The sequence below is a fragment of the Streptomyces sp. NPDC000345 genome (assembly GCF_042898825.1).
In the GTDB taxonomy this organism is placed as follows: Bacteria; Actinomycetota; Actinomycetes; order Streptomycetales; family Streptomycetaceae; genus Streptomyces.
Genome location: NZ_JBIAZE010000004.1, coordinates 84416 through 108355 on the forward strand (window position 1 = coordinate 84416; position 23940 = coordinate 108355).

Consider the following 23940-nt stretch of genomic DNA (forward strand, 5'->3'; position numbering starts at 1 on the left):
TGAACTGAGTCCAGGTAATGACGGTTCCATGAAGGTATCGACCGGTTGGGCGGGCAGGGCCGCGAAGGAGCGGCCCCGCGGAAAGGATCATGCGAACTCGGTGGGGAACGGAGACGCGCCGGTGCCGGCGCGGGACGGGACGGGGACGATGCTGGTCGGCAGGGCCGAGGAACTCGGGCGGCTCGACTCGGTGATCGGCAGCCTGGGTCAGGACGGCGCTCCCGCCGTCGTCGACCTCGCCGCAGACGCCGGCATGGGCAAGAGCCGGCTGCTGAGCGAGCTGTGCGCCCGGGCGCGGCGGGGCGGGCTGACCGTGCTGCGCGGCAGGGCCACGGAGTACGAGCGGCACACCCCGTTCCAGCCGTTCACGGACGCGTTCGCCGACGCCGATCGTGCCCTGCTCGCCCCGGACGCCGTGTCCGGGGCGGCGGCCCCGGTGCTGTGCGGCGCCGGCGCCGTGCCGGGCCCGGCCTCGAGCACCTGTGACCGCTTCGGCCTCTACCGTTCCGTCGCGGACGTGCTGACCGGGCTCGGCGAGCGGAGCGGGCTGGTGATGGTGCTGGACGACCTGCACTGGGCGGACCCCGCGTCCCTGGAACTGCTGGACCATGTGATCCGGCATCCGGTGCGCGGCCGCGTGCTGCTCGTCGTCGCCCGCCGGGAACGGCAGACACCGCACTCGCTCGCCGCCGCTCTGACGCGAGGCGTCGACACCGGAGCCGTGCTGCGCCTGGCGCTGGGACCGCTGCCCGAGCGGGAGGCGATCGAGGCGCTCGCCCCCGACCTGCCCCCGGCCGAGGCGAAGGAGATCTTCGCCGCCAGCGAGGGCAACCCGCTCTACCTCCTGTGCCTGCTGCAAGCCCACCGGCAGGGCGCCGCGGCGCCCGGCACCGCCGTCCGTACCCACGGGAGCACCGCGTCCGGGGTGCCCACCGGACTGGCGTCCCTGCTGCTGGACGAACTCACCACGCTCTCCGCGCCACAGCGCCGTACCGTCGAAGCGGTGGCGGTCCTCGGCGACCATGCCACACCCGCCATGCTGAGCCTGGCGACCGGACACCCCGCGGCGGACGAACTCGACGACCACACCGGCGCGCTGGCGCGGCGCGATCTGCTGCGCCTGGGGGCCGACGGCCGCTGGGCACTGCGCCATCCGCTGCTGCGCGCGCTGGTCTACGAGAACACGGTCGCGTCCCGACGCGCCGGGATCCACCGCGCCGTCGCGGACGAACTGGCCCGGACCGGCGCCTCCGCCGCCGAACGCGCTCACCACGTCGAGAGGTCACTGGTCGGCTGGGATCCCGCGGCGGCGGCCGTACTGACCGAGGCGGCCGCCCAGTTCGCCCACACGGCCCCCGCCACGGCCGCCCATCTGCTGGACGTCGTCCTCCGGCTCATGCCCGGCACACCCGCGTACGCCCGGCAGCGGGGCACGCTGACGCTGGCGCGCGCCCGGGCCCTCGGGGTGGGCGGCAGCCTGCGCGAGAGCCGCGATCTGCTGCACCGGCTGATCAGCGACTCCGGGCCCGACGACGCATCGCTGCGCGGGGACGCGATAGCGCTGTGCGCCATGATGGAGCGCCACCTCGGGCACTCCCCGGAAGCGATCGCCCTGCTGCAGCGCGAACTGCTCCGCACGCCCGCCCCCGAGCCCCGCCAGGCGGTCTCCCTGGGGCTCGCGCTGGGCATGGCCGCCCTGAACACCGTCTCGTACCCCGACGTACGCGACGACATCGGGCGGACCCTGGCGGTGGCCCGCTCGCACGGTGATCTCATGGGAGAGCTGGGGGCCCTGGCGCTGGCGTCGCTGGGGGAGGCCTACGAGGGCGAGACCGCCGCGGCCCGCCGGTCCGCCGACGCCGCCGCCGGAATCGTGGACGGACTGACCGACCCCACCCTCACCCAAGTGAGCGAGTCACTGGTGTGGCTGGCCTGGGCGGAAGCCCTGCTCGAGCGCTACGCCGACGCGGAACGCCACGCCGACCGGGGGCTGGACATCGCCCGCCGCAGCGGCCAGGTCCACGTGCTGCCGCATCTGCTCAGCAGCAGGGCCTTCGTGCACCTCAACACCTGTCGGCTGCCGTCCGCCCTGGAGGCGGCCGAGGAGGCGGAGTCCGTCGCCCGGGCCATCGGCAGCAGCGACCTCCTGGCCTTCACCCTGTGCTTCAAGTCGCTGATCCTCCTCCTGCGCCGCCCCCTGGGCGACACCAGCGCCCTGACGACGGCGGAGGAGGCGGTGGCCGTGGCCGGTGGCAGCAGACACTGGTGGGCGTCGCTGGCCGGCTGCGTGCTGGGCCACACGGCGCTCGTCAGCGGTGACCCGCACCGTGCGCGGGAGGCCATCCTGAGGGCCGGCGGGCCGGAACTGCGGGGGCTGCAGCCCTCCACCCGGCCCGGCCAGCTGGACACCCTCGTCGGCACCGCCCTCGCGGTCGGCGACGCCGAGCAGGCCGAGCGCTGGGCCGCACGAGCCGCCGAGGAGGCCGGCCGGATGGGCCTTCACGGGCAGCGCGGGGCGGCCCTGCGCGCCGAGGCGGCACTTGCCCAGCACCACGGCGACCCCGGCGCCGCCGCGCGCCTCTTCGAGAGCGCCGCGCAGGCGTACGCGCCCTCCGGGGCGACGCTCTGGGAGGCGTACTCCCTGCTCCTGGCGGCTCCCCAGGCGCAGGCCGCCGGCGACACCCCGCGCGCCGTCGCGCTGTGGGAACGGGCCCGCCGGCTCGTCGACGCCGGCGGCGCGCGCCTCCTGTCCGACCTGGCCTCGCTCGTACGGCCCCGGACCGAGGAGAGCCTGCCCACACCCACGGAACTCGACCAACTGACCGCGCGTGAACGGCAGATCGCCGAACTCGTCGGCGAAGGACTCAGCAACCAGGCCATCGCGACCAAGCTGTTCCTCAGCCGCCGCACGGTCGAGACGCATCTGTCGGCCATCTACCGCAAGACGTCCGTGCCGTCCCGCTCAGCCCTGGCAGGCCTCGTCACCCGCACCACCCTCGACCGCGGCGCGTGAACGCACGCCGATTGGGCGCCGCCCCCGGCCCGTGGCCCGGTCGGGGGCCCGTCGTCGTATCACCGCGCGCAGTTCACCTGTCGGTCATCTCGAATACTCCTGGAATTACCTCGTAAGTCTCAGCGCCTTCTCACATCCCGCCGGTTTCGTGTGCTGCGTCGCCCGACAGGCGGGAGGAGGACCAGGACCCGGCGGGGGAACAGCCGTTGCACGTGGCCAGCAGGCTGCACGCGTTCAACCGGTTCGAGCTGAAGTACCTCGTACCGGCCGAGCGGATGGACCGTTCAAATGGGCGGACCGGGCATCGGACAAGGAGTTCGAGGAGGAGCTCGACCAGTACGTGGACATCGAGTCCCTGGCTGTGTACCTCGCCGCGCAGAACCTGCTGATGAACTTCGACGACATCGCCGGACCCGGCAAGAACTACCTGCTGTGGTACGACCTCGACACCAAGAGGTTCTCGGTCCTGGGATGGGACAACAACCTCACCTTCACCGGCGACGCGACGTCGGGCCCGGACGCCGACTCGGGAATGGGCGGCGCCCTCGGCGGTGGCGGAGGCGCTGCCGACGGGCAGGGCAGCCGAGGCGGCCAGGCCACCGGTGGTCAGGGGGCGCAGAACCTGCCCTCCGGAGCACCGTCGGGGATGCCCGAAGGCATGCCGTCGGGAATGCCCGGGAATCTGCCGGAGGGAACGCCGTCCGGAATGCCTTCGGGCATGCCGGGCGGCGGCCCAGAACGGCCAGAACGGCCAGAACGGCCAGAACGGCCAGAACGGTCAAGGCGGTCAAGGCGAGGGCGGTGGGTTCGGCGGCCTCATGGGGCACCCCCTCAAGGAGCGCTTCCTGGACTCGGACACCTTCGACAGGCACCGGGGCGAGCGCCCGGAGGACCGGAGACGAAGGCGAGGTGAGCGGCCGGACGCGGTGCCGCGGGACATTCGCCGCGGGTTCAGTGCTCGCCATGCGCCCGCAGGTGTTCGAGCAGCAGGCGGCTCAGGGTTTCGGGCGCCTCCTCGGGGATCCAGTGGCTGACGCCCTGGAGGGTCTCGAACCGGTACGGCCCCTTGACCCATCGCCCGGTCTCCTGTGCGGCTGCCCGGCCGAACGCGCTGTCCTCCGTGCTCCAGACGTACAGGGTGGGCACGTCGATGACCCCGATCGCGCCCTCGGGGCGGCCGGCCCGGTACCAGTTCAGCGCCGCGGTGAGAGCGCCCGGCCGGGACAGGTGCGACACGTAGGCGTCGGCATGGTCCCGCGGGACCCTTCCGGCGTAGAAATCGCGAAGCTCCTGGGCGTCGTGGGCGAGCATGCGTTCCTCGGTGGCGGGTGCCTCACGCCAGTCGATCATGTAGTGGGAGCGTTCGCGCTGATCCTGGTCGGTGCGCAGGGTGGTGGCCAGAGCGCCGGGGTGCGGGGTCGAGACAACCGTCAGGGTGCGCACGCGGCCGGGGTGGGCGTGGGCGGTCCACCAGGCCACCGCGCCTCCCCAGTCATGGCCGACCAGGTCGAACGCCGCCCAGCCCAGTGCCTCGCCGATCGCCACCACGTCGTCGACGAGAAGGCTGATGTGATAGTCCCCGGGCTGTAGGGGGCGGACGCCGGGGGAGTACCCACGCTGGTCTGGTGCCGCCACCCGGTAGCCCTGCGCGGCCAACGCCTCGATCTGCCGCTGCCACACCAGCGCCGTCTGCGGGAAGCCGTGCAGGAGCAGCACCGGGCGGGCCTCGGGCGGACCCGCCGCGATCACGTCGAACACACCTGCACCTGTGGAGACGCTCAGCTGAGTCACGATCCACCTTCCCATACCGACTGGTCGGTACCTTCCAGGGGAGGGGATGGGCTGTCAAGGCCCGCCGCTGGTTGAACTTGACGCCGAATTCAAATATAACCGGTCGGGAGGCCGACCCTTGGCACCCTGGGGCCATGACATGTCGTCGATCGCCTGAAGAGACGGTCGATGGGCCCTCTCCGCACCGCGGTTGACGTGCGGCGCCGCCTATGGCAAGCGAGCCCGGCTCACGGAGCTCGGCGTGCAGGCCCCGAAGCCCCCGGATCAACCGGACCAACAGGAAACAGCGAGGCGACATGAGGGAAGCAGTCATCGTTTCGACGGCGCGGACGCCGATCGGGAAGGCTTATCGCGGCGCGTTCAACGACACCCAGGCGCAGGAACTTGCCGCCCATGCTCTCTCGCACGCGGTGCGGCGCGCCGGGCTCGAGGGGGGTGAGGTCGAGGACGTGCTCTTCGGCTGCGCCGTGCAGCAGGGCTCCTCGGGTTTCAATGTCGCGCGTCAGGCCGCTCTGCGTGCCGGTCTTCCGGACATCGTGTCGGGGATGACGATCGACCGGCAGTGCTCCTCGGGCCTGATGGCCATTGCGACGGCCGCCAAGCAGATCGTCGCGGACGGAATGCAGGTCGCTGTCGGCGGCGGTGTCGAGTCGATCTCCTTGGTGCAGAACGACCACATGAACACCCATCGCATGACGGATCCCTGGCTGGTCGAGCACGCGCCGGACATCTACATGCCCATGCTGCACACGGCGGAGATCGTCGCCGAACGCTACGGCGTGAGCCGGGAACGCCAGGACGAGTTCGCGCTGGTGTCACAGCAGCGCACCGCGGCGGCACAGGAGGCCGGTCGGTTCGACCAGGAGATCGTCGCGCTCGACAGCGTCAAGAAGGTCCTGGACAAGCAGTCCGGGGAGGTTCGGGACGAGGCCGTGACCCTGACTCGCGACGAGGGCAACCGCGCGTCGACGACGCTCGAGGGCCTGGCCGGGTTGGCGCCGGTGCTGCCGGACGGTCGGGTGAGTGCCCGTTCCCGTGTCACGGCCGGCAACTCCTCTCAACTGTCGGACGGGGCCTCGGCGTCGGTGCTGATGGAGTCGAAGGAGGCCGAGCGCCGAGGACTCGAACCGCTGGGTGTCTACCGGGGTATGACCGTCGCCGGTTGCGGGCCGGACGAGATGGGCATCGGACCGGTGTTCGCCATTCCGAAGCTGCTGAAGCAGCACAACCTCACCGTCGACGACATCGGCCTGTGGGAACTCAACGAGGCGTTCGCCTCCCAGGCGCTGTACTGCCGGGACGAACTGCGCATCGACCCGGAGCGGTTCAACGTCAACGGCGGCGCCATCTCGGTCGGTCATCCGTACGGAATGACCGGTGCCCGGCTTGTGGGGCATGCCCTCATCGAGGGCAAGCGCCGGGGCGTGCGGTATGTGGTGATCTCGATGTGCATCGGCGGCGGAATGGGCGCGGCCGGGCTGTTCGAGGTCGCCTGAGATGTCGAGCGCGACGGACACGGCACGCACCGCGGTCCTCGTGGACTTCGGCGGCGTCATCACCTCCAGTGTGCTGCGGGCCTTCACCGACTTCGGCGCCTCGCTCGGCGGCGACCCGCGCCTGCCGCTGGACCTCCTCGGCCGGGACGAGGCGTCACGCACCCTCCTGGCCGACCACGAGTGCGGCCGTATCGACGCCGAAGCCTTCGAGCGAGGATTCGCCGCACGGCTCCGTGCCCATGGTGCCGACGTGGTGGCCGAGGGGCTCACGGCCCGCATGCAGGCGGGAATGTCGATCGACCAGGACATGCTCGCGCTGCTCGGTGATCTCCGCGCCGCGGGCCGTCCCGTTGCGCTCGTGTCCAATTCGTTCGGCACCGGAACCTACGACGACGTCGAACTCGACGCCGTCGCCGATGCGATCGTCATCTCCGGTGAGGTCGGGATCCGCAAGCCCTCCCGGCGGATCTACGCGATCGCGTGCGAACGCCTCGGCGTCGACCCCGAGGAGGCAGTCATGATCGACGATCTGCAGCAGAACCTCGACGGAGCGGCACGGATCGGAATCGGGGGCGTACTGCACACCAGCGCCGCCGACACCCGCCGCCAACTCGCCGAACGCTTCGGGATCATCACCTGACGATCCGGCGACCGGGCGCAGTGAGGTCGGTCATCCGGCCGCACCGCCCGAGGACCTGACGCCGAAGCCGGGCCAAGTCAACCCATCGGTGAAGGTGCGACCTGCACCCTTGCCTGCTCACATCCCGGAAGGCACCGCCCATGACCAGCGTTTTCGATCCAGTGCGCCGCCACGCGGCCGCCGCCCCCGACAACATCGCACTGCGCGGCGCCTCGGATCAATGGACCTACCTCCAGCTGCGGGACGCGAGCATGCGGTACGCGGGCGCCCTGGCAGCCGCCGGCCTGTCCCCAGGGGACCGGGTGCTGCTCGCGGCGCCGTCGGTGCCCGAGTTCGTGGTGGCCTACCTCGGGATTCAGGCCGCGGGCTGCGTCGTGGTGCCGGTCAACACGATGTCCACCCAGGCTGAGGTCGAGTACGTTCTCGGCGACGCCGGATGCTCATTGGCGATCGCGTGGCACGCCCTCGGCCCCGCCGTCGCGAAGGCGGCCGCGGCGCTCTCGGTGCCCTCTTGGGCGCTGACCCCGGGCACGCCGGTCACCGCCGCCCCTGCCGACGTGGTCGACCGGGACCGTGACGAGACCGCGGCCATCCTGTACACGTCGGGAACCACGGGGCGGCCGAAGGGGGCCCAACTCACCGTCGGGAACCTGTTGTCCGCCGGGGAGATCGGCGCCGCGTGCAGCCGTGTCTCGAGCGCCGACCGTACCGGCACCGGACTTCCGCTGTTCCACGTGTTCGGCCAGGCCTCGGTCATGATGGCGACCCTGACCGTGGGCGGTTCGATGTCGTTGCTGGCCCGGTTCGACCCGGCGTCGATGCTGGACATGCTGCGCCGCGACCGGCTCACCATCATGGCCGGCGTGCCGACCATGTGGAACGCCCTGCTGCACGCGGCGGGTGATGCGAACCCGGCGGACTTCGCCGGGCTCCGTGTAGCGGTCTCCGGCGGCGCGTCGCTTCCGGGGGAGATCGCCCGGGCCTTCGAGGCCCGCTTCGGCTGCACCATCCTCGAAGGGTACGGGCTCACCGAGACCACCGCCTTCGGCACTTTCAACGACATCGACCGCGGCGGCAAGACGGGGTACACCGGCAGGGCAGTGCCTCGGATGCAGGTTCAGGTGCGTGACGACGGCGGCGGTGAATGCCCGCCGGGTACTGTCGGTGAGGTCCACATCAAGGGGCCCACGGTGATGCGGGGCTACTGGAACCGCGCCGCGGACACCGCCGCGGCGATCGCGTCCGACGGCTGGTTCCGGACCGGCGATCTCGGTGAAACCGACGCGGACGGCGACCTGCGCATCGTCGACCGCATCAAGGATCTGATCATCCGCGGCGGATACAACGTCTACCCCGGCGAGGTCGAGGACGTTCTCTACGAGCATCCGGACATCGTCGAGGCAGCCGTGATCGGCGTTCCCGACGAGCACTACGGCGAGGAGGTCGCCGCGCTCGTCGTCGCCCGGCCCGGTTCGCGGCTCGGTGCCGCCGAAGTGTCGAGCTGGGCACGAGAGCGGCTGTCCGCCTACAAGATCCCGCGCATCGTCCGGTTCGTCGACGCGCTGCCCAAGGGGCCGACCGGGAAGATCCTCAAGCGGTCCATCGACCGTACGGTCCTGGCACCTGACACGGCGCCCGACGACGTCGCCGCCCGTCGGCACTGAGCCTGCGCCCTCCCGGTTCATGATGGTGATGTCGGATTCAAGTACAGTTCCTGGAATGGAGACCACTGCGCCCGAGGAGCTGGACGGCGAGCAGGCACCGCCCATGGCGCCCCTCTCGCACCTTCGCGAGCCGCCCACGACGAAGCGCGGAGCGCGGACCCGGGCCGCTTTGGTGAAGGCCGCGCGGAAGGTGTTCGAACGGGACGGCTACCTCGACACCCGCCTGACCGACATCACCAAAGAGGCCCAGTGCGCGGCCGGATCCTTCTACACCTACTTCGCCAACAAGGAAGAGGTGCTTGCCGCCGTCCTTCTGGAGGCGCAGGAGGACATGATGCACCCCGGCATGGGCCGGGTGCAGGGTACCGACGACCCCTATGCGGTACTCGAGGCGAGCAATCGCGCGTATCTCGAGGCGTACAGACGGAACGCCAAGCTGATGGGCCTGCTCGAGCAGGTTGCCCAAGTGGAGCCGCTGTTCCGTGAGTTCCGCGGGCGGCGCGCCGACGCGTTCATCCGCCGCAATGCCCGCGGCATCGCCGACCTGCAGGCGCGGGGGGTCGCAGACCGCGAGGTCGATCCGATGATGGCCTCCCGTGCGCTGTCGGGCATGGTCAGCGTCATGGCCTACAACGCCTTCGTGCTCGGCGAACGGCAAGAGCAAGGGGCGGCGGTGGATTTCGAGGAGCTCGTGTCCACGGTCACGCGGCTCTGGGCGAACGCCCTCCGCTTCCCCGGCCACCGCTGATCCAGCGGCTGGACCGCCCACCTCACAGCACCCGGGACCGCCGGGTGCTCTTCTTTTTTTCTCGCCTCCGTCGCGGGGCCGGTCGGAAGCCGTTCTGCGAGGGCGCCACGCATCCTGCTATTGAACTTGACGTCGGATTCAATTATACAGGTCGGCAAGAGCGCGGTCCCGTGATCTCGGGACCATGCCCCAGCCTCGCCCGCCACCGAGAGGGTTCGCTGTGAACGTTGCACAAAGAGTCGCCGTCGTCACCGGAGGTGGCGCAGGCATCGGCAGCGCGCTGGTCGCACGGCTCGCTCGGGAGGGTGCCCGGGTCGTCGTCGCGGACCTCGACGCGGACGGCGCGCGGGCGGTGTCGGAGAGAGTCAACGCCGACCGTCCGGGAAGCACCGTCAGCGCCGGCGCGGACGTGTCGGACACCGAGCAGATCCAGCGGTTGGTCGACCTGGCGGAGAGCGCCTTCGGCCCGGTCGATCTCTACTTCGCCAACGCGGGCATCGCCGGGGCGCCTGGCCTCGACGCGAGCGAGCAGGACTGGGACCGTTCGATCGACGTCAACCTGCGAGCGCACATCCGCGCGGCGAGGCTGCTGGTACCGCGGTGGCTCGAGCGGGGTGAGGGCTACTTCGTCAGTACGGCCTCGGCGGCCGGACTGCTCACCCAGATCGGCTCCGCCACGTACGCCGTCACCAAGCACGCGGCCGTCGCCTTCGCCGAATGGCTGAGTGTCACCTACGGCGATCGCGGGGTCCGTGTCAGCTGTCTGTGCCCGATGGGGGTCAACACCAAGCTGCTGTTCGCCGGGGAGGACTCCGGAGACGCGCTGGGAAGGGCCGCGACGCGGGCCGTCACCTCCGCCGGTGACGTCCTGGAGCCGGCCGAAGTCGCCGACGCCGTCCTGGCCGCCGTAGAGGACGAGCGCTTCCTCATCCTGCCGCACACGGACGTTCTCGAGATGTACAAGCACAAGGGCTCGGACTACGACCGGTGGCTGCGCGGAATGCGCCGGTATCAGAGCTCCCTGCCGGCGCAGGCATGACCGGCGCGCCGGGCGAGCTCGTCCTCGCCGAACACCGAGGGCCGGTGCTGGTGCTCACGTTCAACCGGCCCGCCAAGCTGAACGCCTGGACGGACGAACTCGAGGACCGCTATGTCGCGCTGCTCGACGCCGCCGAGGACGACCCGGACGTACGCGCCGTCGTGGTCACCGGCGCGGGACGCGGATTCTGCGCCGGAGCCGACCTGCAACGACTGCGGGCGGTCGGCGAGGTGTCCGAGGCGGACAGGGCACGGCGCCGTCCGCGGGACGTTCCGCGGACCCTGCGCAAACCACTGATCGGAGCGATCAACGGAGTGGCCGCCGGCCTGGGCATGGTGGAGGCGCTCTACTGCGACGTTCGCTTCGGCTCGTCCGCTGCCCGGTTCACCACGGCATTCGCGCAACGCGGGCTGATCGCCGAGTACGGGATCTCCTGGCTGTTGCCCCGGCTGGTGGGGCACAGCCGGGCGGCGGACCTGCTGCTGTCGAGCCGCATGGTGGATGCCGAGGAGGCCTTCCGTGTCGGACTCCTCGACCACCTGGTCCCCACCGGCGGCGTGGTGGATGCCGCCGTCGCGTACGCAGCCGATCTGGCGAGCCGCTGCTCCCCGGCCTCCATGGCCACCATCAAGAGCCAACTGAGCAACGACGCGGACGGCACCTACGCCGATTCCGTGACCCGGGCGGAAGGCCTCATGCTCCAGGCGTTCCACGGGTCCGATGTCGTCGAAGGCGTGGCCAGTCACCTGGACAAGCGCCCTCCCCGCTTTCCCTCCCTACCCGTCAGGAGTTCGGATGTCCCTGTTTGAGATGTCGGACCGCGCCGAGAAGTACCGGGCGGATCTGCTCGAGTTCATGGATGCGCACATCTACCCCGCCGAGGCGGTGTACCACGAGCAGATGCGCGCCTCGGGTGACCCGCACTTCCACCCGCCGATCCTCGAGGAGCTCAAGGCGGAGGCGCGCAGGCGCGGGCTGTGGAACCTTTTCCACCCGCACCCGGAGTGGGGCCCGGGCCTGACGAACTTCGAGTACGCGCCGCTGGCGGAGATCATGGGCCGCAGCCACATCGCCTCCGAGGCGTGCAACTGCAACGCGCCCGACACCGGCAACATGGAGGTGCTCACGCTGTTCGGCACCGAGGAGCACAAGGAGAAGTACCTCAAGCCCCTGCTCGACGGAACGATGGCCTCGGCCTTCGCGATGACCGAGCCCGCGGTCGCCAGCTCCGACGCCACCAACATCGAGCTGCGGATGGAGCGCGACGGCGACGCGTACGTGCTCGACGGCCGCAAGTGGTTCGCCTCGAACGCGATGCACAAGAACTGCAAGGTGCTCATCGTGATGGGCAAGACCGACCCCACGGCGGCCCCGCATCGCCAGCAGTCGATGATGGTCGTCCCGATCGACGCCCCCGGGGTCACCGTGGTCCGGAACCTCCCGGTGTTCGGGTACGCGGACCGCGAGGGCCATGCGGAGATCATCTTCGAGAATGTCCGGGTGCCGGCCAAGGACCTGCTCAAGGGCGAGGGCGAGGGGTTCGCGATCAGTCAGGCCCGGCTAGGGCCCGGTCGCATCCACCACTGCATGCGGGCCATCGGCGCGGCCGAGCGGGCGCTGGAACTGATGTGCCGGCGCGCACAGTCACGGGTGACCTTCGGCAGCCCGGTTGCCGAACGGTCCAACATCCGGGACTGGATAGCGGAAGCGCGTATCGACATCGAGATGATCCGCCTGCTCACGCTCAAGGCCGCGTATCTCATGGACACGGTCGGGAACAAGGAAGCACGCACCGAGATCGCGGCCATCAAGGTCGCTGCCCCCAACATCGCGCTGAAGATCGTCGACCGCGCGATTCAGGTGCACGGGGGAGCGGGAGTGACCGACGACTTCCCCTTGGCGATGATGTACGCGGGTCTGCGGACGTTGCGGCTGGCGGACGGTCCGGACGAGGTTCACAAGCGGGCCATCGCCAGGCAGGAACTGCGGCAGTACCGCGACACGGCGACTTCGGCGGTGAGCTGAGATGACAGGACTCGATCTCACCGGTCGGACCGCCGTTGTCACCGGGGCCTCGCGCGGTATCGGGCTGGCGATCGCGCAGGCCCTCGCCGCGGCCGGCGGAAACGTCGTCCTCACCTCCCGTTCCCAGGAGGCGGCGGACGCCGCCGCGGCTCAGGTCGAGGGCACAGCGGTCGGCGTCGGTGCGCACGCGGTCGACGAAGAGGCGGCCAGGCGCTGCGTGGATCTGACGCTCGAACGCTTCGGCAGCCTGGACATCCTCGTCAACAACGCGGGGACCAACCCGGCCTACGGGCCGGTCATCGACCAGGACCACGGTCGGTTCGCGAAGACCTTCGACGTGAACCTGTGGGCGCCGGTCCTGTGGACGGGTCTGGCCGCCCGGGCCTGGATGGGGGAGCACGGCGGGGCGGTCGTCAACACCGCGTCGGTGGGCGGCATGGCCTCCGAGGCGAACATCGGGTTGTACAACGCCTCCAAGGCCGCGCTGATCCATCTCACCAGGCAACTGGCCCTGGAACTCTCGCCGAAGGTGCGCGTCAACGCCGTGGCACCGGGTGTGGTGCGCACGAAGCTGGCCGAGGCGCTGTGGAAGGAACACGAGCAGGCGGTCTCCGCCTCGGTGGCGCTGGGCCGCATAGGGGAGCCTGCCGACATCGCCTCCGCGGTCGCCTTCCTCGTCTCGGACGCCGCGAGTTGGATCACGGGCGGGACCATGGTGATCGACGGGGGGCAACTTCTCGGTGACGCGCTCCCGTTCAGACAGGGAGCCGGCGTCGGTGTCTAGCGCGGACATCGTCGGAATCGACGCCGCGGCGGTGGGCCGCTGGTTCGCGACCCTCGGCGTCGACTTCGCCGGACCCTTGGCCTTCGAGCGGATCGGGCTGGGCCAGTCGAATCTGACGTATCTCGTACGGGACCAGGGCGGCCGCAGAGGGGTGCTGCGGCGGCCGCCGCTGGGTCGCCTGCTGGCGTCGGCGCACGACGTGGCCCGCGAGGCGCGGATTCTGACCGCCCTGGAGGGCACCGCCGTCCCGACCCCACGGGTGCTCGGGCTGACCGATGATCCCGCCGTGACCGACGTCCCGCTGCTGCTCATGGAGTTCGTGGACGGTGAGGTGGTCGACAGGATGTCGAGCGCGCGGTCGCTGACGCCCGAGCGCCGCCGGGCGATCGGGATGTCGTTGCCGCGGACGCTGGCGAAGATCCACGCAGTCGATCTCGAGGCGACCGGACTGAGCCGTCTGGCCGGCCACAAGCCGTACGCGCAGCGTCAGCTCAAGCGGTGGTCGGCCCAGTGGGAGAGTTCCAGAACCCGCGAACTGCCCGCTCTGGAGGACCTCACCCGGCGACTCGTGGCGGCTGTGCCGGAGCAGCGCGAACTGACGCTCGTGCACGGCGACTTCCATCTGCGCAACGTCATCACCTCCCACGACAGCGGGGAGGTGACCGCGGTGCTCGACTGGGAGCTGTCCACGCTGGGGGATCCGTTGGCGGACATGGGCACCCTGCTCGCCTACTGGCCGGCCAAGGGTGAGAACACCTCTGGCGACTTCGTCGCGACGGCTCTCGACGGCTTCCCGCCCCGTGAGGAACTCGTGGCGGCCTACTCGGCGGCGTCGGGACGAGACCTGACGGCGCTGGGCTACTGGCACGCGATGGGACTGTGGAAGGTCGCGATCATCGCGGAGGGCGTCATGCGCCGTGCGATGGACGAACCGCGGAACAGGGCCGTGTCCGGGACCCCGACCGCTGAGCGCATCGACGCACTGGTGGCGAAAGCCCACGAAGTCGCCGACACGGCGGGTGTTTGAACCGTCGGCGGCGATGGGCTGGTTCGACGACAGGCCGTGATGAGTGAGGAGAGCCGAAGCATGGCCGGACTGCCAGAGATCCTGGCCCTCGACGAGGTCGGGCCGGACCGGTTCCGGTCCGGCCCGGTCCCCAGCGAGTGGGCGCGGACGTTCGGTGGCCAGACAGCGGCCCAGGCGCTGATGTCCGCGGCGCGCACCCTGGACCGGTCGTACTCGGCCCACTCGCTGCACGGGTACTTCCTGCGGCCCGGCCGTCCGCATGAGCCGACCGACCATCTGGTCGAGCGGCTCCGCGACGGCGGCAGCTACTGCACCCGCCGGGTCACCGCGGTCCAGGCGGGGGAGATGATCTTCACGGTGACGGCGTCGTTCCATCGGGGGGACGAAGGGTTCTCCCACCAGGTGGACATGCCGAGAGTGCCGGCACCCGACGACATCCCGGAGTCCGACCGCATCAACGGCTGGGGCATGCCGCGGCCGGCGGAGTGGCGCCACTGGGAGATGCGATGGGTGCCCGGGGGTGAGATCGGCCACGTCCCGGCAACCCCGGCCTGCCAACGGGTGTGGATCCGGTACGGACCTCCGTTGCCGGACGACGGTGCCGTACATGCCTGTGCGCTGACCTATCTCAGCGACATGGCGCTGCTGGGCTCCGCACGGCTGCCGCACCCCCCGACCGCCGTACAAGGTGCGTCGTTGGACCATTCGCTGTGGTTCCTGCGTCCTTTCCGCGCCGACGAGTGGCTGCTGTACGAGCAGGTCTCGCCTTCGGCCGAGCACGGCCGGGCGCTCACCCGCGGAAGGCTGTTCGACACGGGCGGGCGTCTGGTGGCCGCCGTCGCGCAGGAAGGACTCATGCGCTTCGACCGGCCGCGGCGGCCGGAGGGCGGTGACAGGAAGCTGTAGCTGTCATCCCCCGCCGGCTGTCGCCGCCCCGGGTTGACCACTGATCGTCAAGGAAGTGGTGCCCCTCCCTTGTCCTTTCCTGGCCCACGTCGAAGCCGTGCTTCGCGGGGAGCAGCCGGGCCTTCCCGTCCGAGCCAGCGCCGCCGATGACCCGCTTGGCATGTTCACGCTCGGCTGGGGGTGGATCAGCTGAGGGGCTCGGCGAGGACGGCTTTGCGGTGGCTGAAGGTCTCGATGGAGTAGCGGCCGTGGTAGCTGCCCATGCCGCTTTCGCCCACGCCCCCGAACGGCAGGTCGGAGATGGTGAGATGGGCCAGCGGCAGGCCGAACCCGAGGCCGCCCGAGGAGGTTTCGGCGGCGAGCCGCTCCCGGGTGGTGTCCGATGCGGTGAACGCGTACAGAGCCAGCGGCTTGTCGCGGTCGTTGATGAAGCCGATGGCCTCGTCGAGCCCGGCCACCTCGACGATCGGGAGGATCGGACCGAAGATCTCCTCCTGCATCACCGGTGCGTCCGGGGACACCTCGGCCAGGACGGTCGGTGCGATGTACTTCGTCGCGCGGTCGTACACGCCGCCGGTGGCCGGACGGCCGGAGTCGAGGAGAGCGGTCAGCCGGTCGAAGTGGCGTTCGTTGACGATGCGGCCGTACTCGGGGGAGGCGGCTGGGTCGGACCCGTACAGCCCCTCGATGGCCTTGACCAGGGCGGCTTCCAGAGCAGGTGCGGTCCCGGGATCGGTGAGGACGTAGTCGGGCGCCACGCAGGTCTGTCCGGCGTTGAGGAACTTCCCGGCCGTGAGGCGGGCGGCGACCGTGTCCAGGTCGGTGCCCTGGTCCACGAACGCCGGTGACTTGCCGCCCAGTTCGAGGGTGACGGGCGTGAGGTGCCGGGCGGCCGCGGCCATCACGACGCGGCCGACCGTGCCGTTGCCGGTGTAGAGGATGTGGTCGAAGCGCTGCTCGAGCAGAGCGGTGGTCTCCGGGACCCCGCCTTCGACCACGGCGACCGCGTCGGTGTCGAGATACCGCGGTACGAGTCGGGCGACGGCGGCGGAGGTGGCCGGGGCCAGTTCGCTGGGCTTGGCGACCACCGCGTTGCCCGCGGCCAGGGCGCCGGCCACCGGGGCCAGCAGCAGCTGCGCAGGGTAGTTCCACGGGGCGATGACCAGGACGACGCCCAGGGGGTCGTACTGCGTCCAGGCACTGGCCTCGCCGATGAACGCGGGGACGGGGGCCGGTTCGGGGCGCAGCCACCCGTCGAGACGCTCCAGGGTGTGGTCGATCTCGCGTATGACGAAGTCGATCTCCGTGCGGTAGGCCTCGGTGGAGCTCTTTCCCAGGTCGGCGTGGAGCGCCGCGGCGAATGTCTCCCCCTGTTCGGTGAGCAGGGTACGCATCCGGTGCAGCTGCTCGGTGCGCCAGGCGACGGGCTTGGTCCTGCCGGAGCGGAAGGTGGCGCGCAGCCGGGTGACGAGCTCGGCGGGCTGCTCGGGTGCGGGGTTGTTCATGGTTTCCTCACAGGTGCGGTACGTGGACGAGGCCGTTGTCGCCGTGCCGCGGGGTAGCCCGGGCGCGGCGGCGGGCAGGGGGATCAGCTGCGGTTCAGGGCGTCGATTAGGTGCCGGGCGAGTTGCTCGGAGGAGGCGGGGTTCTGGCCGGTGTGCAGATTGCGGTCCGCCACGACGTGCTTGCTGAAGGGAGCGGCGGCGCGGAAGTCGGCCCCCAGTTCCACCAGGCGATCCTGAACCAGCCACTTGGCCTTGTCGGCGAAACCGGCCGCGGCCTCCTCGTCGTTGGTGAAGCCGGTCATGCGGTAACCGGCGAACGGCCAGCTGCCGTCCTCGCGCCGGGCGGCGAGCAGGGCGGCAGGGGCGTGGCACAGCACGCCGAGCGGTTTGCCGGAGTCCAGTGCGGTGGTGAGCAGGCGACCGGAGTCGGCGTTGACGGCGAGGTCCTCCATGGGGCCATGGCCACCGGGGTAGAGGACGGCGGCGTACGCGTCGAGGTCGACCTCCTCGACCTTGACGGGGTTCTCCAGGTCGGCGCGGATGGAGGCCAGGTACCCGGCGATCGCGTCGGCGTGCTCCTCGCCGCCGGTGGACCGGGCGGCCAGGCTGACGGCGTCGACGGTCGGAACCACGCCGCCGGGTGTGGCGACGGTGACATCGAACCCGGCCTCGCGGAACAGCCGGTGCGGTGTGGCGAGTTCCTCGGCCCAGTAGCCGGTGGGGTGCAGGGTGCCGTCGGCGAGCGTCCAGTGGTCGGCACCGGTGACGACGAACAGAACTGCGGTCACAACTGTCTCCTTCTGCGTATGCGCGGGTCGCGCTGGTGGGAGGTGTGGTCCGGCGGGGTGCCGGTGGTGGTGCGGCGGCGAGCGGGGCTCGGGTGGCGGCGACGAGACCCGACAGAGGAGTGGTCGAGGATTAGATGCTTCATACAGTCAAACAGTGAAGGTGACGGTAAACCTCAATGGTTTAGAAAGTCAAACATTGAGGTTCGCCTAGACTTGAGGCATGGCCCACACCCCCGCCCCGCCCGTCGACCGCTCCACCGTGCGGGACGGTGACCCTGCCCACGACGCACTCATGGAGCGCTTGGCCCGCGCAGCCGCCGGTTACTACCGGGACCTGACAGCGGCGGCCGCACTGCACGGGCTCACCATGACGCAGGCCAAGATGCTCATCCTGCTTCGGCAACCGCTGCCGATGCGCGCCCTCGCAGGTCGGCTTGCCTGTGACGCCTCCAACATCACCGGACTCGTCGACCGTCTGGAGGCGCGTGGGCTGGTCTCCAGACACGCCGACGCGGCCGACCGGCGGATCAAGAACGTGGTCGCCACCGAAGAGGGACGGCAGGCGGTCCGTCTCATCCGCGCCGACATGCGGGCCACCTCGGCAGCCTTCGCGCGGCTGGACGAGGAGGGTCGCCGCAGTCTCCACGAGCTCCTGGGGCGCCTGCACCCCGAGGAGACGACCTGATCGCGGCCGGGGGCGGCGACCGCCGTTTTTCGCCTCGCAGGCATGCCGCGGTTCGCGGTGGACGACATCGCTGCGGGGGCTTCCTCATGAGGCCCCCCACTGAGCTGTACCCCGGGCGTCTCAGCCGGGCGGTGCCGACAGGTGGATCAGGATGCCGCACACCTCGTCCACGATCTCCAAGGCCTCCGTCTCGTCCCCGCAGTCGCCCAGCTCGCGTGCCGCCCCGCCGATCACGGTGGTGAGCACGCTCACCCGCACCCGGCCGGCACGGCGCTTCTCGTCCACCTGAAGGAGCCGGGCGTTGCGCCGTACCCACGCGCGGTCCCATTGGCGGCGCAGGGCGTCGAAGCCCGTGGGGCCGTCATTCTCCACGAGGAGTCTGCCGATGCGCCGGTTGTCCCAGACGCCCTCCAGATAGGCCCTGGCTCCCGCCACGAAAAGGGCGATGGGGTCGTCCACGCCGCGGTCACGCTCGGCGGACAGCGTGGCCGCGGTCCGGCGCTCCTGTTCCTCCCGGAACTCCTCCCAAAGAGCGAGGTAAAGCCCTCGCTTTCCGCCGTAGTGCTGGAAGAGGCTGCCCACCGGGATGCCGGAGCGCGCCGCGATCTCGGGGAGACCGGCGTCGGCGTAACCGCGCTCGGTGAACACCTCCAGCGCGGCGTCAAGAAGCGCGTTCCGGATCGTTCGGTTCTGCCCGGTGGGTGCCTCCGGCAGACCCGTGCCCTCCTGCGGGTCCGCCAGCTGATGTGCCGTCTCGGTCCCGGCAGGCTCCACGATGCCGCTCACTGGTGATCCTCACCTTCTCCGGCGCCGTCGCGGATGGCGAGGGCGACCAGCAGGTCCAGGAGGTCGGCGATCCGGCGCGGATTGCGCCCGGTGCGTTCCTCGATCCGGCGCAATCGGTAGTGGGCCGTGTTGTGGTGCACCCGCAGCCGGTCGGCGGCCAGCCGCAGGTTGAGGTCGGCCTCCGCGAAGGCCCGTATGGTGGTCGCCAGCGTGTCACCACGTCTGCGGTCGTCCTCCAGCAGCGCCCGTACGCGGGGATCGACCAGCTGGCGGGCGAGGTCGTCCGCGCGCAGCGCCAGGTAGTCGAAGGGGGACAGGCGCGGCAGTGCCGCCACCCCGCCCCCGCTCGGCACGAGGTCGAGGGCGGCCCGTGCCTCCTCGTAGGCGCGCGGCAGTTCGCCGGCGCCTTTGGCGACTGTGCTGATGCCCATGGAGAGAATGATCCCCTCGCGCGCGAGCCGTCGCTGCACCGCCTCGAAGTGGGTACAGATGTCCTCCGCGTCCATGCCGGTGCGGACCACGGGCACGGCCACCACCTCGCCGTGGCGGACGACGACCAGGGTCCGGCCGGCCCAGGGCCCGGCGATGCCGATCGAGGCGTTGGTCGCATAGCCGTGCTCGGCCGAGGCGCGGTCTCCGGTGCGGGTGTCGCCCACGCACACCGCCACGACCGCCGTCATCGGCGAGTGCGGTCCGATGCCGTACGCCTGCGCCGCCGCGAGCAGCGGACCGCGTGTCGGTGCCGTGCCGGCCAGGAGTTGGTCGAGGAGGTCCCGGCGCTGCCCGTCCGCGTCGGCGACCACGTGCTGTTCGTACTCGACATAGGCCTGCGCGGCATGGGTGCTGGCGTAGTCGACGTACCGCATCAGCGGGGTGACGAGGGACAGCGCGGCCTGCTGCGCCTCGGCGGACGTGCCCGCGCAGTCCAGCAGCGCGTCCCACAGCACCTGGCGGCCCACCCGGAAGGCACTGATCCAGTCCTCGAGGGCGAACCCCGCCCGTGCTCTGCGCATGGCTGCCGCGCGGCTGAAGACCAGGTCTTCGGGGGCGATGTCCCGGTCCCCGGCCAGCGCCGCAAGCTGCATCCGGTAGTGGGTGAGGACCTGGTCCCGTACGTCGTCGAAGAACCGCTCGTCCTGCAGCGCGTAGGACGGGATCTCCGTGCGCATGACCGCGACGGCGGTCTTCGCCACGTCCCCGAGCCGGTCCTGGACCGCGTGCAGGATCCGGTGCCGCTCCCGGCTGAGGGGTTCGGTCAGGGCGGGGACGCCGAGGGTGGGTCCGCGAGGCATGGCGCCGATAGTCGCTGCCTTCCTCGTGTCCCGTCAACAGGCTCGGCGGGCGACATGTCGGGGGATCTGGGCGCGGCGCACAAGTCGGTGGCCGCGAAGTTGGGTGCTCGCACCCAATGTGCGCTCGGAAGGCCCCCACCTACTGTGACGCTCGCCCACCCCCCCAGCACCTCGGAAGGGGCGTCACTCATGCTCGCGGTCGACGGTATCAGCGTGCGCTTCGGCGGGATCACGGCACTGGACGGTGTCGCGTTCACCGTCGAGCCGGGCACCGCCGTGGGGCTCATCGGACCGAACGGAGCCGGCAAGACCACCTTGTTCAACTGCCTCACCAGGCGCTGCACCCCTGATGCGGGGACGGTGCGATACGAGGACGAGGACCTGCTCGCCCTCCCGCCGCACTCCGTGGCCGGGCGCGGCATCGCCCGCACCTTCCAGAACCTCGGTCTGTTCCCACGTCTCACGGTCCGGGAGAACGTCATGGTCGGCGCCCACAGCCGGGGGCGCACGGGACACCTCGCCGCGACGCTCCGGTTGCCCCCCGTCCGGCGGGAGGAGAGGAAACTTCGTGACCAGGCCGACGAACTGCTCCAGCGGCTCGACCTGGCGGAGGTGGCCGACCACCCCGCCTCCGGGTTGCCGTTCGGCACGCTCAAACGCGTCGAACTCGCCCGGGCGCTCGCGGTACGGCCCCGGCTGCTGTTGCTCGACGAACCCGTCAACGGACTCAGCCACGGCGAGGTCGGCCAATTCGCGGATCTGGTCCGGTCGGTGCGCCAGGAGTTCGACCTCACGCTCGTGGTGGTCGAACACCACATGGGGTTCGTGATGGGCCTGTGCGACAAGGTGGTCTGCCTCGACTTCGGACGCAAGATCGCCGAGGGCTCACCGGGAGAGATCCAGCGAGACCCGGCGGTCATCGAGGCGTACCTGGGGGTGGCGGCATGACGGAACCCACCGCCGACAGCACCGAGGCCGCGCAGGCGACTGCGGAGCCGGACTTCCTGCGGGTGGCCGGCCTGCACGCCGGATACGGCCAGGCCCGCGTGCTCCAGGGGCTCGACTTCTGCGTCGCCCGCGGCGAGGTCTGCGCGATCCTCGGCCCCAATGGCGCGGGCAAGACGACGACCCTGCGGGCCCTGTGCGGCATGGTCCGCGGACGCGGCTCGGTGACCTTGGACGGTACGGAGCTGCTGGGCCGCTCGCCCGAGCAGACCGCCCGTCTCGGCGTCGCGCACGTACCCGAGGGCCGGGGCACCTTCAACGACCTGACCGTCGAGGAGAACCTGCGCATCGGCGCCCATCTGCGCACCGGCCGGTGGCGGCGCGACGGCCGCGCCGAGCGCGCGGCCGTCGCCTCCGACCTGGAGCGCATCTACGGCTACTTCCCCAAGCTCCGCCAGCGGTCCAGGCAGGCCGCGGGCAGCCTCAGCGGCGGCGAACAGCAGATGCTCGCCATCGGCAGAGCGCTGATGCTGCGGCCCTCGCTGCTGCTCCTGGACGAGCCGTCGCTGGGCCTCGCGCCGCTGGTCACGCGCGAGCTGTTCGAGATCGTCCGTGCCGTCAACGAGGAGGAACGCACCACCGTGGTCGTCGTCGAGCAGAACGCCCAACTCGCGCTGGATGTCGCGCACCGGGCCCACGTACTGGAGGCCGGCCGCCTGGTGCTGTCCGGGCCGTCCCAGGAGATCCGCGAGGACGGGCAGGTCGCCGAGGTGTACCTCGGTGTCTCCGTCCGCTCCGGAGAGGGCGGGTGAGCGCCGTGACCGAACTGCTCCAGCAAGTGGTGGAAGGCGTCGGCTCCGGTGCGGTCTATGCCAGCCTGGCGCTGGCGCTGGTACTGATCCACCGGTTCACCGGGATCGTCAACTTCGCGCAGGGTGAGCTCGCCATGATCTCCACCTACGTGGCGTGGCAACTGATGGCGTCCGGGATGTCGTTCTGGCTGGCGCTGACGGTGACCCTGGCGGTGTCCTTCGCCGGCGGCATGCTGGTCGAACGGATCGTCATCCGCCCGGTGCAGAACGCGCCCGAACTCACGATGGTCATCGTCACGGTGGGCCTGTTCATCTTCGTCAACGCAATGGCCGGTCTGATCTGGTCGTTCACTGTGAAGGACTTTCCCCAGCCCTTCCCCGACGGAGGGATCGACCTGGCCGGAGTACGCGTGGACTGGTCGAGCCTCGGGATCATCGCGGTGGTGGCCGGCGTGATGGGCCTGCTGTACCTGCTGTTCCAGCACACCTCCGCCGGCCTGGTGATGCGGGCGGTCGCCGGCAATCCCGCCTCCGCCCGGCTGTCGGGCATCAGGGTCGGCCGCGTGCTGATGCTCGGCTGGGGACTGGCCGCGACGGTCGGCGCGGTGTCGGGTGTGCTCGTCGCCCCGGTGCTGTTCCTGGAGCCCAACATGATGGGCGGGGTGCTGATCTACGCCTTTGCCGCGGCCACCCTCGGTGGCTTCGACAGCCCGGTCGGCGCGGTCGTCGGCGGCCTGTTCGTGGGCGTCGCCGAGACGCTGGCCGGGGCGTACGTGGACGTCATCGGCGCCGACCTGAAGGTGGGCGTACCCCTGGTGATCATCCTGGCGGTGCTGCTGGTGCGGCCCCAGGGCCTGTTCGGACGGGCGGCGGTGGAGCGCGCATGAGCACCATCACCGCACCACCCGGCACCGACCGCGCCCGCCGCCTGCGGGCCACGCTCACCGCGCTGCTCGCAGCGGGCGTCGCCCTCGGCGCACCGTTCTACTTCGCCCCCTTCCAGGTCTTCCAGCTGACCATGGTGCTGCTGTACGCCGTGGCACTGGCCGGACTGAACCTGCTGGTCGGGTTCGGCGGGCAGATCTCCCTCGGGCACGGCGCCTTCTTCGCGGCAGGGGCCTACACGGCGGCGGTCATGCTCGACCGGTACGAGACCGGCCACCTGGCCACGCTGCCGGTCGCGGCCGTCGGATGCTTCCTGCTGGGCCTCGGTTTCGGCGTGCCGGCCCTGCGTCTGCGCGGGCTGTATCTCGCCCTGGTCACGCTCGCATTCGCGGTGTTCCTGCCACCGCTGCTCAAGCGGCTCGAACCGGTGACAGGCGGGTCCATGGGACTGACCGTGGACAAGCTGCAGGCGCCCGCGTGGAGCGGGCTGGCCGAGGACCAGTGGACGTACTTCGTCGTCCTCTCCGTCACCGCGGTGGCTCTGCTGCTCGCCCGCAACCTGCTGCGCTCCCGCGTCGGCCGGGCCCTGCTCGCCATGCGGGACAACGAGAGCGCGGCGGAGGTCATGGGCGTACGGCTGTCGCTGCACAAGACCCTCGCCTTCGCGTGGAGCGCGCTGTTCGCGGGAGTCTCCGGGTGCCTCTACACCTGGGTGATCGGCTTCGTCTCACCCGACTCGTTCGGCTTCGTCCTGTCCATCACGCTGCTGGCCGGCCTGGTGGTGGGCGGGCTCGCCTCGCTCTACGGGCCGCTGCTCGGGGCGGCGTTCGTGATGTACGTGCCGAGCGTGGCCCAGGACATCAGCGACGCGGCGCCCGGTGTGGTGTTCGGCCTGCTGATCATCGCGGTGATGTTCGTGGCCCCGACGGGACTGGCCGGTCTGGCGGGCCGTCTCCGAGGTGTCGCCGCCAGTCGCCTCACCCGCACCACCATGCCCACCGACGACCGGACGCCCGACTCCGAACCGTCCGCGGCACCCGCCCCGGCGGATCCCGCACCTGTCGATGCCGAACCCGTGGGCGCACTGCCCCGCACGGAAGAGGAATGAA

General features: G+C 70.8%; 21 protein-coding genes and 1 pseudogene. 17 read left to right on the forward strand and 5 right to left on the reverse strand.

Annotated elements, in window-relative coordinates:
* The first annotated feature begins 100 nt into the window (after positions 1-100).
* The gene (locus ACFY30_RS10720; protein ID WP_390844832.1) at positions 101-3013 is read left to right on the forward strand and encodes an AAA family ATPase; all 2913 of its coding nucleotides are present in this window, start codon (positions 101-103) and stop codon (positions 3011-3013) included.
* Positions 3014-3299: 286 nt separating this feature from the next.
* Positions 3300-3879 (forward strand): annotated as a pseudogene (locus ACFY30_RS10725) (CotH kinase family protein); the annotation flags it as partial.
* Positions 3880-3964: 85 nt separating this feature from the next.
* Here ACFY30_RS10725 and ACFY30_RS10730 read toward each other — a convergent pair.
* The gene (locus ACFY30_RS10730) at positions 3965-4804 is read right to left on the reverse strand and encodes an alpha/beta fold hydrolase (RefSeq protein WP_390844833.1); all 840 of its coding nucleotides are present in this window, start codon (positions 4802-4804) and stop codon (positions 3965-3967) included.
* Between the two features lie 296 nt (positions 4805-5100).
* Between ACFY30_RS10730 and ACFY30_RS10735 the strand changes: the two genes are divergently transcribed.
* From ACFY30_RS10735 to ACFY30_RS10780, 10 genes are all read left to right on the forward strand, one after another.
* Positions 5101-6300, forward strand: a complete 1200-nt coding sequence (locus tag ACFY30_RS10735) for an acetyl-CoA C-acyltransferase (RefSeq protein WP_390844835.1) — start codon at positions 5101-5103, stop codon at positions 6298-6300.
* A gap of 1 nt (position 6301) precedes the next feature.
* Entirely contained in the window at positions 6302-6940 is a 639-nt protein-coding gene (locus ACFY30_RS10740; protein ID WP_390844836.1) for an HAD family hydrolase, read from the forward strand.
* A gap of 140 nt (positions 6941-7080) precedes the next feature.
* Positions 7081-8604 carry a class I adenylate-forming enzyme family protein gene (locus ACFY30_RS10745; protein WP_390844837.1) on the forward strand — a complete coding sequence of 508 codons (1524 nt, stop codon included), beginning with the start codon at positions 7081-7083 and terminating at the stop codon, positions 8602-8604.
* Positions 8605-8659: 55 nt separating this feature from the next.
* The gene (locus tag ACFY30_RS10750) at positions 8660-9352 is read left to right on the forward strand and encodes a TetR/AcrR family transcriptional regulator (RefSeq protein ID WP_390844839.1); all 693 of its coding nucleotides are present in this window, start codon (positions 8660-8662) and stop codon (positions 9350-9352) included.
* A 220-nt stretch (positions 9353-9572) separates the two neighbouring features.
* Entirely contained in the window at positions 9573-10391 is an 819-nt protein-coding gene (locus tag ACFY30_RS10755; RefSeq protein ID WP_390844841.1) for an SDR family oxidoreductase, read from the forward strand.
* Positions 10388-11200 (forward strand): enoyl-CoA hydratase-related protein, encoded by an 813-nt coding sequence (locus ACFY30_RS10760; RefSeq protein ID WP_390844842.1) that lies wholly within the window; start codon positions 10388-10390, stop codon positions 11198-11200. Before ACFY30_RS10755 ends, ACFY30_RS10760 begins: the two co-directional genes overlap by 4 nt.
* Positions 11187-12416: an acyl-CoA dehydrogenase family protein gene (locus ACFY30_RS10765; protein WP_390844843.1), complete on the forward strand. Its 1230-nt coding sequence runs from the start codon at positions 11187-11189 to the stop codon at positions 12414-12416. The genes ACFY30_RS10760 and ACFY30_RS10765 overlap by 14 nt, the downstream gene beginning before the upstream one ends.
* Position 12417: 1 nt before the next feature.
* Positions 12418-13200, forward strand: coding sequence for an SDR family oxidoreductase (locus tag ACFY30_RS10770; protein ID WP_390844844.1), 783 nt, complete (start codon positions 12418-12420; stop codon positions 13198-13200).
* A complete protein-coding gene (locus ACFY30_RS10775; protein ID WP_390844845.1) occupies positions 13193-14227 on the forward strand; it encodes a phosphotransferase family protein in 1035 nt (344 codons plus the stop codon). The genes ACFY30_RS10770 and ACFY30_RS10775 overlap by 8 nt, the downstream gene beginning before the upstream one ends.
* Positions 14228-14287: 60 nt before the next feature.
* A complete protein-coding gene (locus ACFY30_RS10780; protein ID WP_390844846.1) occupies positions 14288-15133 on the forward strand; it encodes an acyl-CoA thioesterase in 846 nt (281 codons plus the stop codon).
* Positions 15134-15318: 185 nt separating this feature from the next.
* On the opposite strand, the gene ACFY30_RS10785 is transcribed toward ACFY30_RS10780, so the two are convergent.
* Both ACFY30_RS10785 and ACFY30_RS10790 read right to left on the reverse strand, forming a co-directional pair.
* Positions 15319-16638: an aldehyde dehydrogenase family protein gene (locus tag ACFY30_RS10785; protein WP_390844847.1), complete on the reverse strand. Its 1320-nt coding sequence runs from the start codon at positions 16636-16638 to the stop codon at positions 15319-15321.
* Between the two features lie 83 nt (positions 16639-16721).
* Positions 16722-17426 carry a type 1 glutamine amidotransferase domain-containing protein gene (locus ACFY30_RS10790; protein ID WP_390844848.1) on the reverse strand — a complete coding sequence of 235 codons (705 nt, stop codon included), beginning with the start codon at positions 17424-17426 and terminating at the stop codon, positions 16722-16724.
* 220 nt (positions 17427-17646) lie between these two features.
* Between ACFY30_RS10790 and ACFY30_RS10795 the strand changes: the two genes are divergently transcribed.
* Positions 17647-18111 carry a MarR family winged helix-turn-helix transcriptional regulator gene (locus ACFY30_RS10795; RefSeq protein ID WP_390844849.1) on the forward strand — a complete coding sequence of 155 codons (465 nt, stop codon included), beginning with the start codon at positions 17647-17649 and terminating at the stop codon, positions 18109-18111.
* A gap of 120 nt (positions 18112-18231) precedes the next feature.
* Here the strand turns inward: ACFY30_RS10795 and ACFY30_RS10800 are convergent, their stop codons facing one another.
* Both ACFY30_RS10800 and ACFY30_RS10805 read right to left on the reverse strand, forming a co-directional pair.
* A complete protein-coding gene (locus ACFY30_RS10800) occupies positions 18232-18897 on the reverse strand; it encodes a TetR/AcrR family transcriptional regulator (protein WP_390844850.1) in 666 nt (221 codons plus the stop codon).
* Complete coding sequence (locus tag ACFY30_RS10805; RefSeq protein ID WP_390844851.1) at positions 18894-20189, reverse strand: PucR family transcriptional regulator; 1296 nt, start codon at positions 20187-20189, stop codon at positions 18894-18896. Before ACFY30_RS10805 ends, ACFY30_RS10800 begins: the two co-directional genes overlap by 4 nt.
* Before the next feature lie 189 nt (positions 20190-20378).
* Here ACFY30_RS10805 and ACFY30_RS10810 point away from each other — a divergent pair, with 189 nt between their 5' ends.
* Genes ACFY30_RS10810 through ACFY30_RS10825 form a run of 4 tightly spaced genes read left to right on the forward strand, consistent with a single transcriptional unit; the run spans position 20379 to position 23939 of the window.
* On the forward strand, positions 20379-21137 hold the full coding sequence (locus ACFY30_RS10810) for an ABC transporter ATP-binding protein (protein WP_390844852.1): 759 nt from the start codon (positions 20379-20381) through the stop codon (positions 21135-21137).
* Positions 21134-21946: an ABC transporter ATP-binding protein gene (locus ACFY30_RS10815; protein WP_390844853.1), complete on the forward strand. Its 813-nt coding sequence runs from the start codon at positions 21134-21136 to the stop codon at positions 21944-21946. Before ACFY30_RS10810 ends, ACFY30_RS10815 begins: the two co-directional genes overlap by 4 nt.
* Positions 21943-22833, forward strand: coding sequence for a branched-chain amino acid ABC transporter permease (locus ACFY30_RS10820; RefSeq protein ID WP_390844854.1), 891 nt, complete (start codon positions 21943-21945; stop codon positions 22831-22833). The genes ACFY30_RS10815 and ACFY30_RS10820 overlap by 4 nt, the downstream gene beginning before the upstream one ends.
* Positions 22830-23939: a branched-chain amino acid ABC transporter permease gene (locus tag ACFY30_RS10825; protein WP_390844855.1), complete on the forward strand. Its 1110-nt coding sequence runs from the start codon at positions 22830-22832 to the stop codon at positions 23937-23939. Before ACFY30_RS10820 ends, ACFY30_RS10825 begins: the two co-directional genes overlap by 4 nt.
* Position 23940 lies beyond the last annotated feature (1 nt).

Coding starts and splice junctions, on each gene's coding strand:
- ACFY30_RS10815 (WP_390844853.1), top strand. CDS start 21,134: ATGACGGAACCCACCGCCGACAGCACCGAGGCCGCGCAGGCGACTGCG.
- ACFY30_RS10760 (WP_390844842.1), top strand. CDS start 10,388: ATGACCGGCGCGCCGGGCGAGCTCGTCCTCGCCGAACACCGAGGGCCG.
- ACFY30_RS10825 (WP_390844855.1), top strand. CDS start 22,830: ATGAGCACCATCACCGCACCACCCGGCACCGACCGCGCCCGCCGCCTG.
- ACFY30_RS10765 (WP_390844843.1), top strand. CDS start 11,187: ATGTCCCTGTTTGAGATGTCGGACCGCGCCGAGAAGTACCGGGCGGAT.
- ACFY30_RS10805 (WP_390844851.1), bottom strand. CDS start 20,189: ATGCCTCGCGGACCCACCCTCGGCGTCCCCGCCCTGACCGAACCCCTC.
- ACFY30_RS10780 (WP_390844846.1), top strand. CDS start 14,288: ATGGCCGGACTGCCAGAGATCCTGGCCCTCGACGAGGTCGGGCCGGAC.
- ACFY30_RS10740 (WP_390844836.1), top strand. CDS start 6,302: ATGTCGAGCGCGACGGACACGGCACGCACCGCGGTCCTCGTGGACTTC.
- ACFY30_RS10745 (WP_390844837.1), top strand. CDS start 7,081: ATGACCAGCGTTTTCGATCCAGTGCGCCGCCACGCGGCCGCCGCCCCC.
- ACFY30_RS10750 (WP_390844839.1), top strand. CDS start 8,660: ATGGAGACCACTGCGCCCGAGGAGCTGGACGGCGAGCAGGCACCGCCC.
- ACFY30_RS10810 (WP_390844852.1), top strand. CDS start 20,379: ATGCTCGCGGTCGACGGTATCAGCGTGCGCTTCGGCGGGATCACGGCA.
- ACFY30_RS10735 (WP_390844835.1), top strand. CDS start 5,101: ATGAGGGAAGCAGTCATCGTTTCGACGGCGCGGACGCCGATCGGGAAG.
- ACFY30_RS10785 (WP_390844847.1), bottom strand. CDS start 16,638: ATGAACAACCCCGCACCCGAGCAGCCCGCCGAGCTCGTCACCCGGCTG.
- ACFY30_RS10770 (WP_390844844.1), top strand. CDS start 12,418: ATGACAGGACTCGATCTCACCGGTCGGACCGCCGTTGTCACCGGGGCC.
- ACFY30_RS10795 (WP_390844849.1), top strand. CDS start 17,647: ATGGCCCACACCCCCGCCCCGCCCGTCGACCGCTCCACCGTGCGGGAC.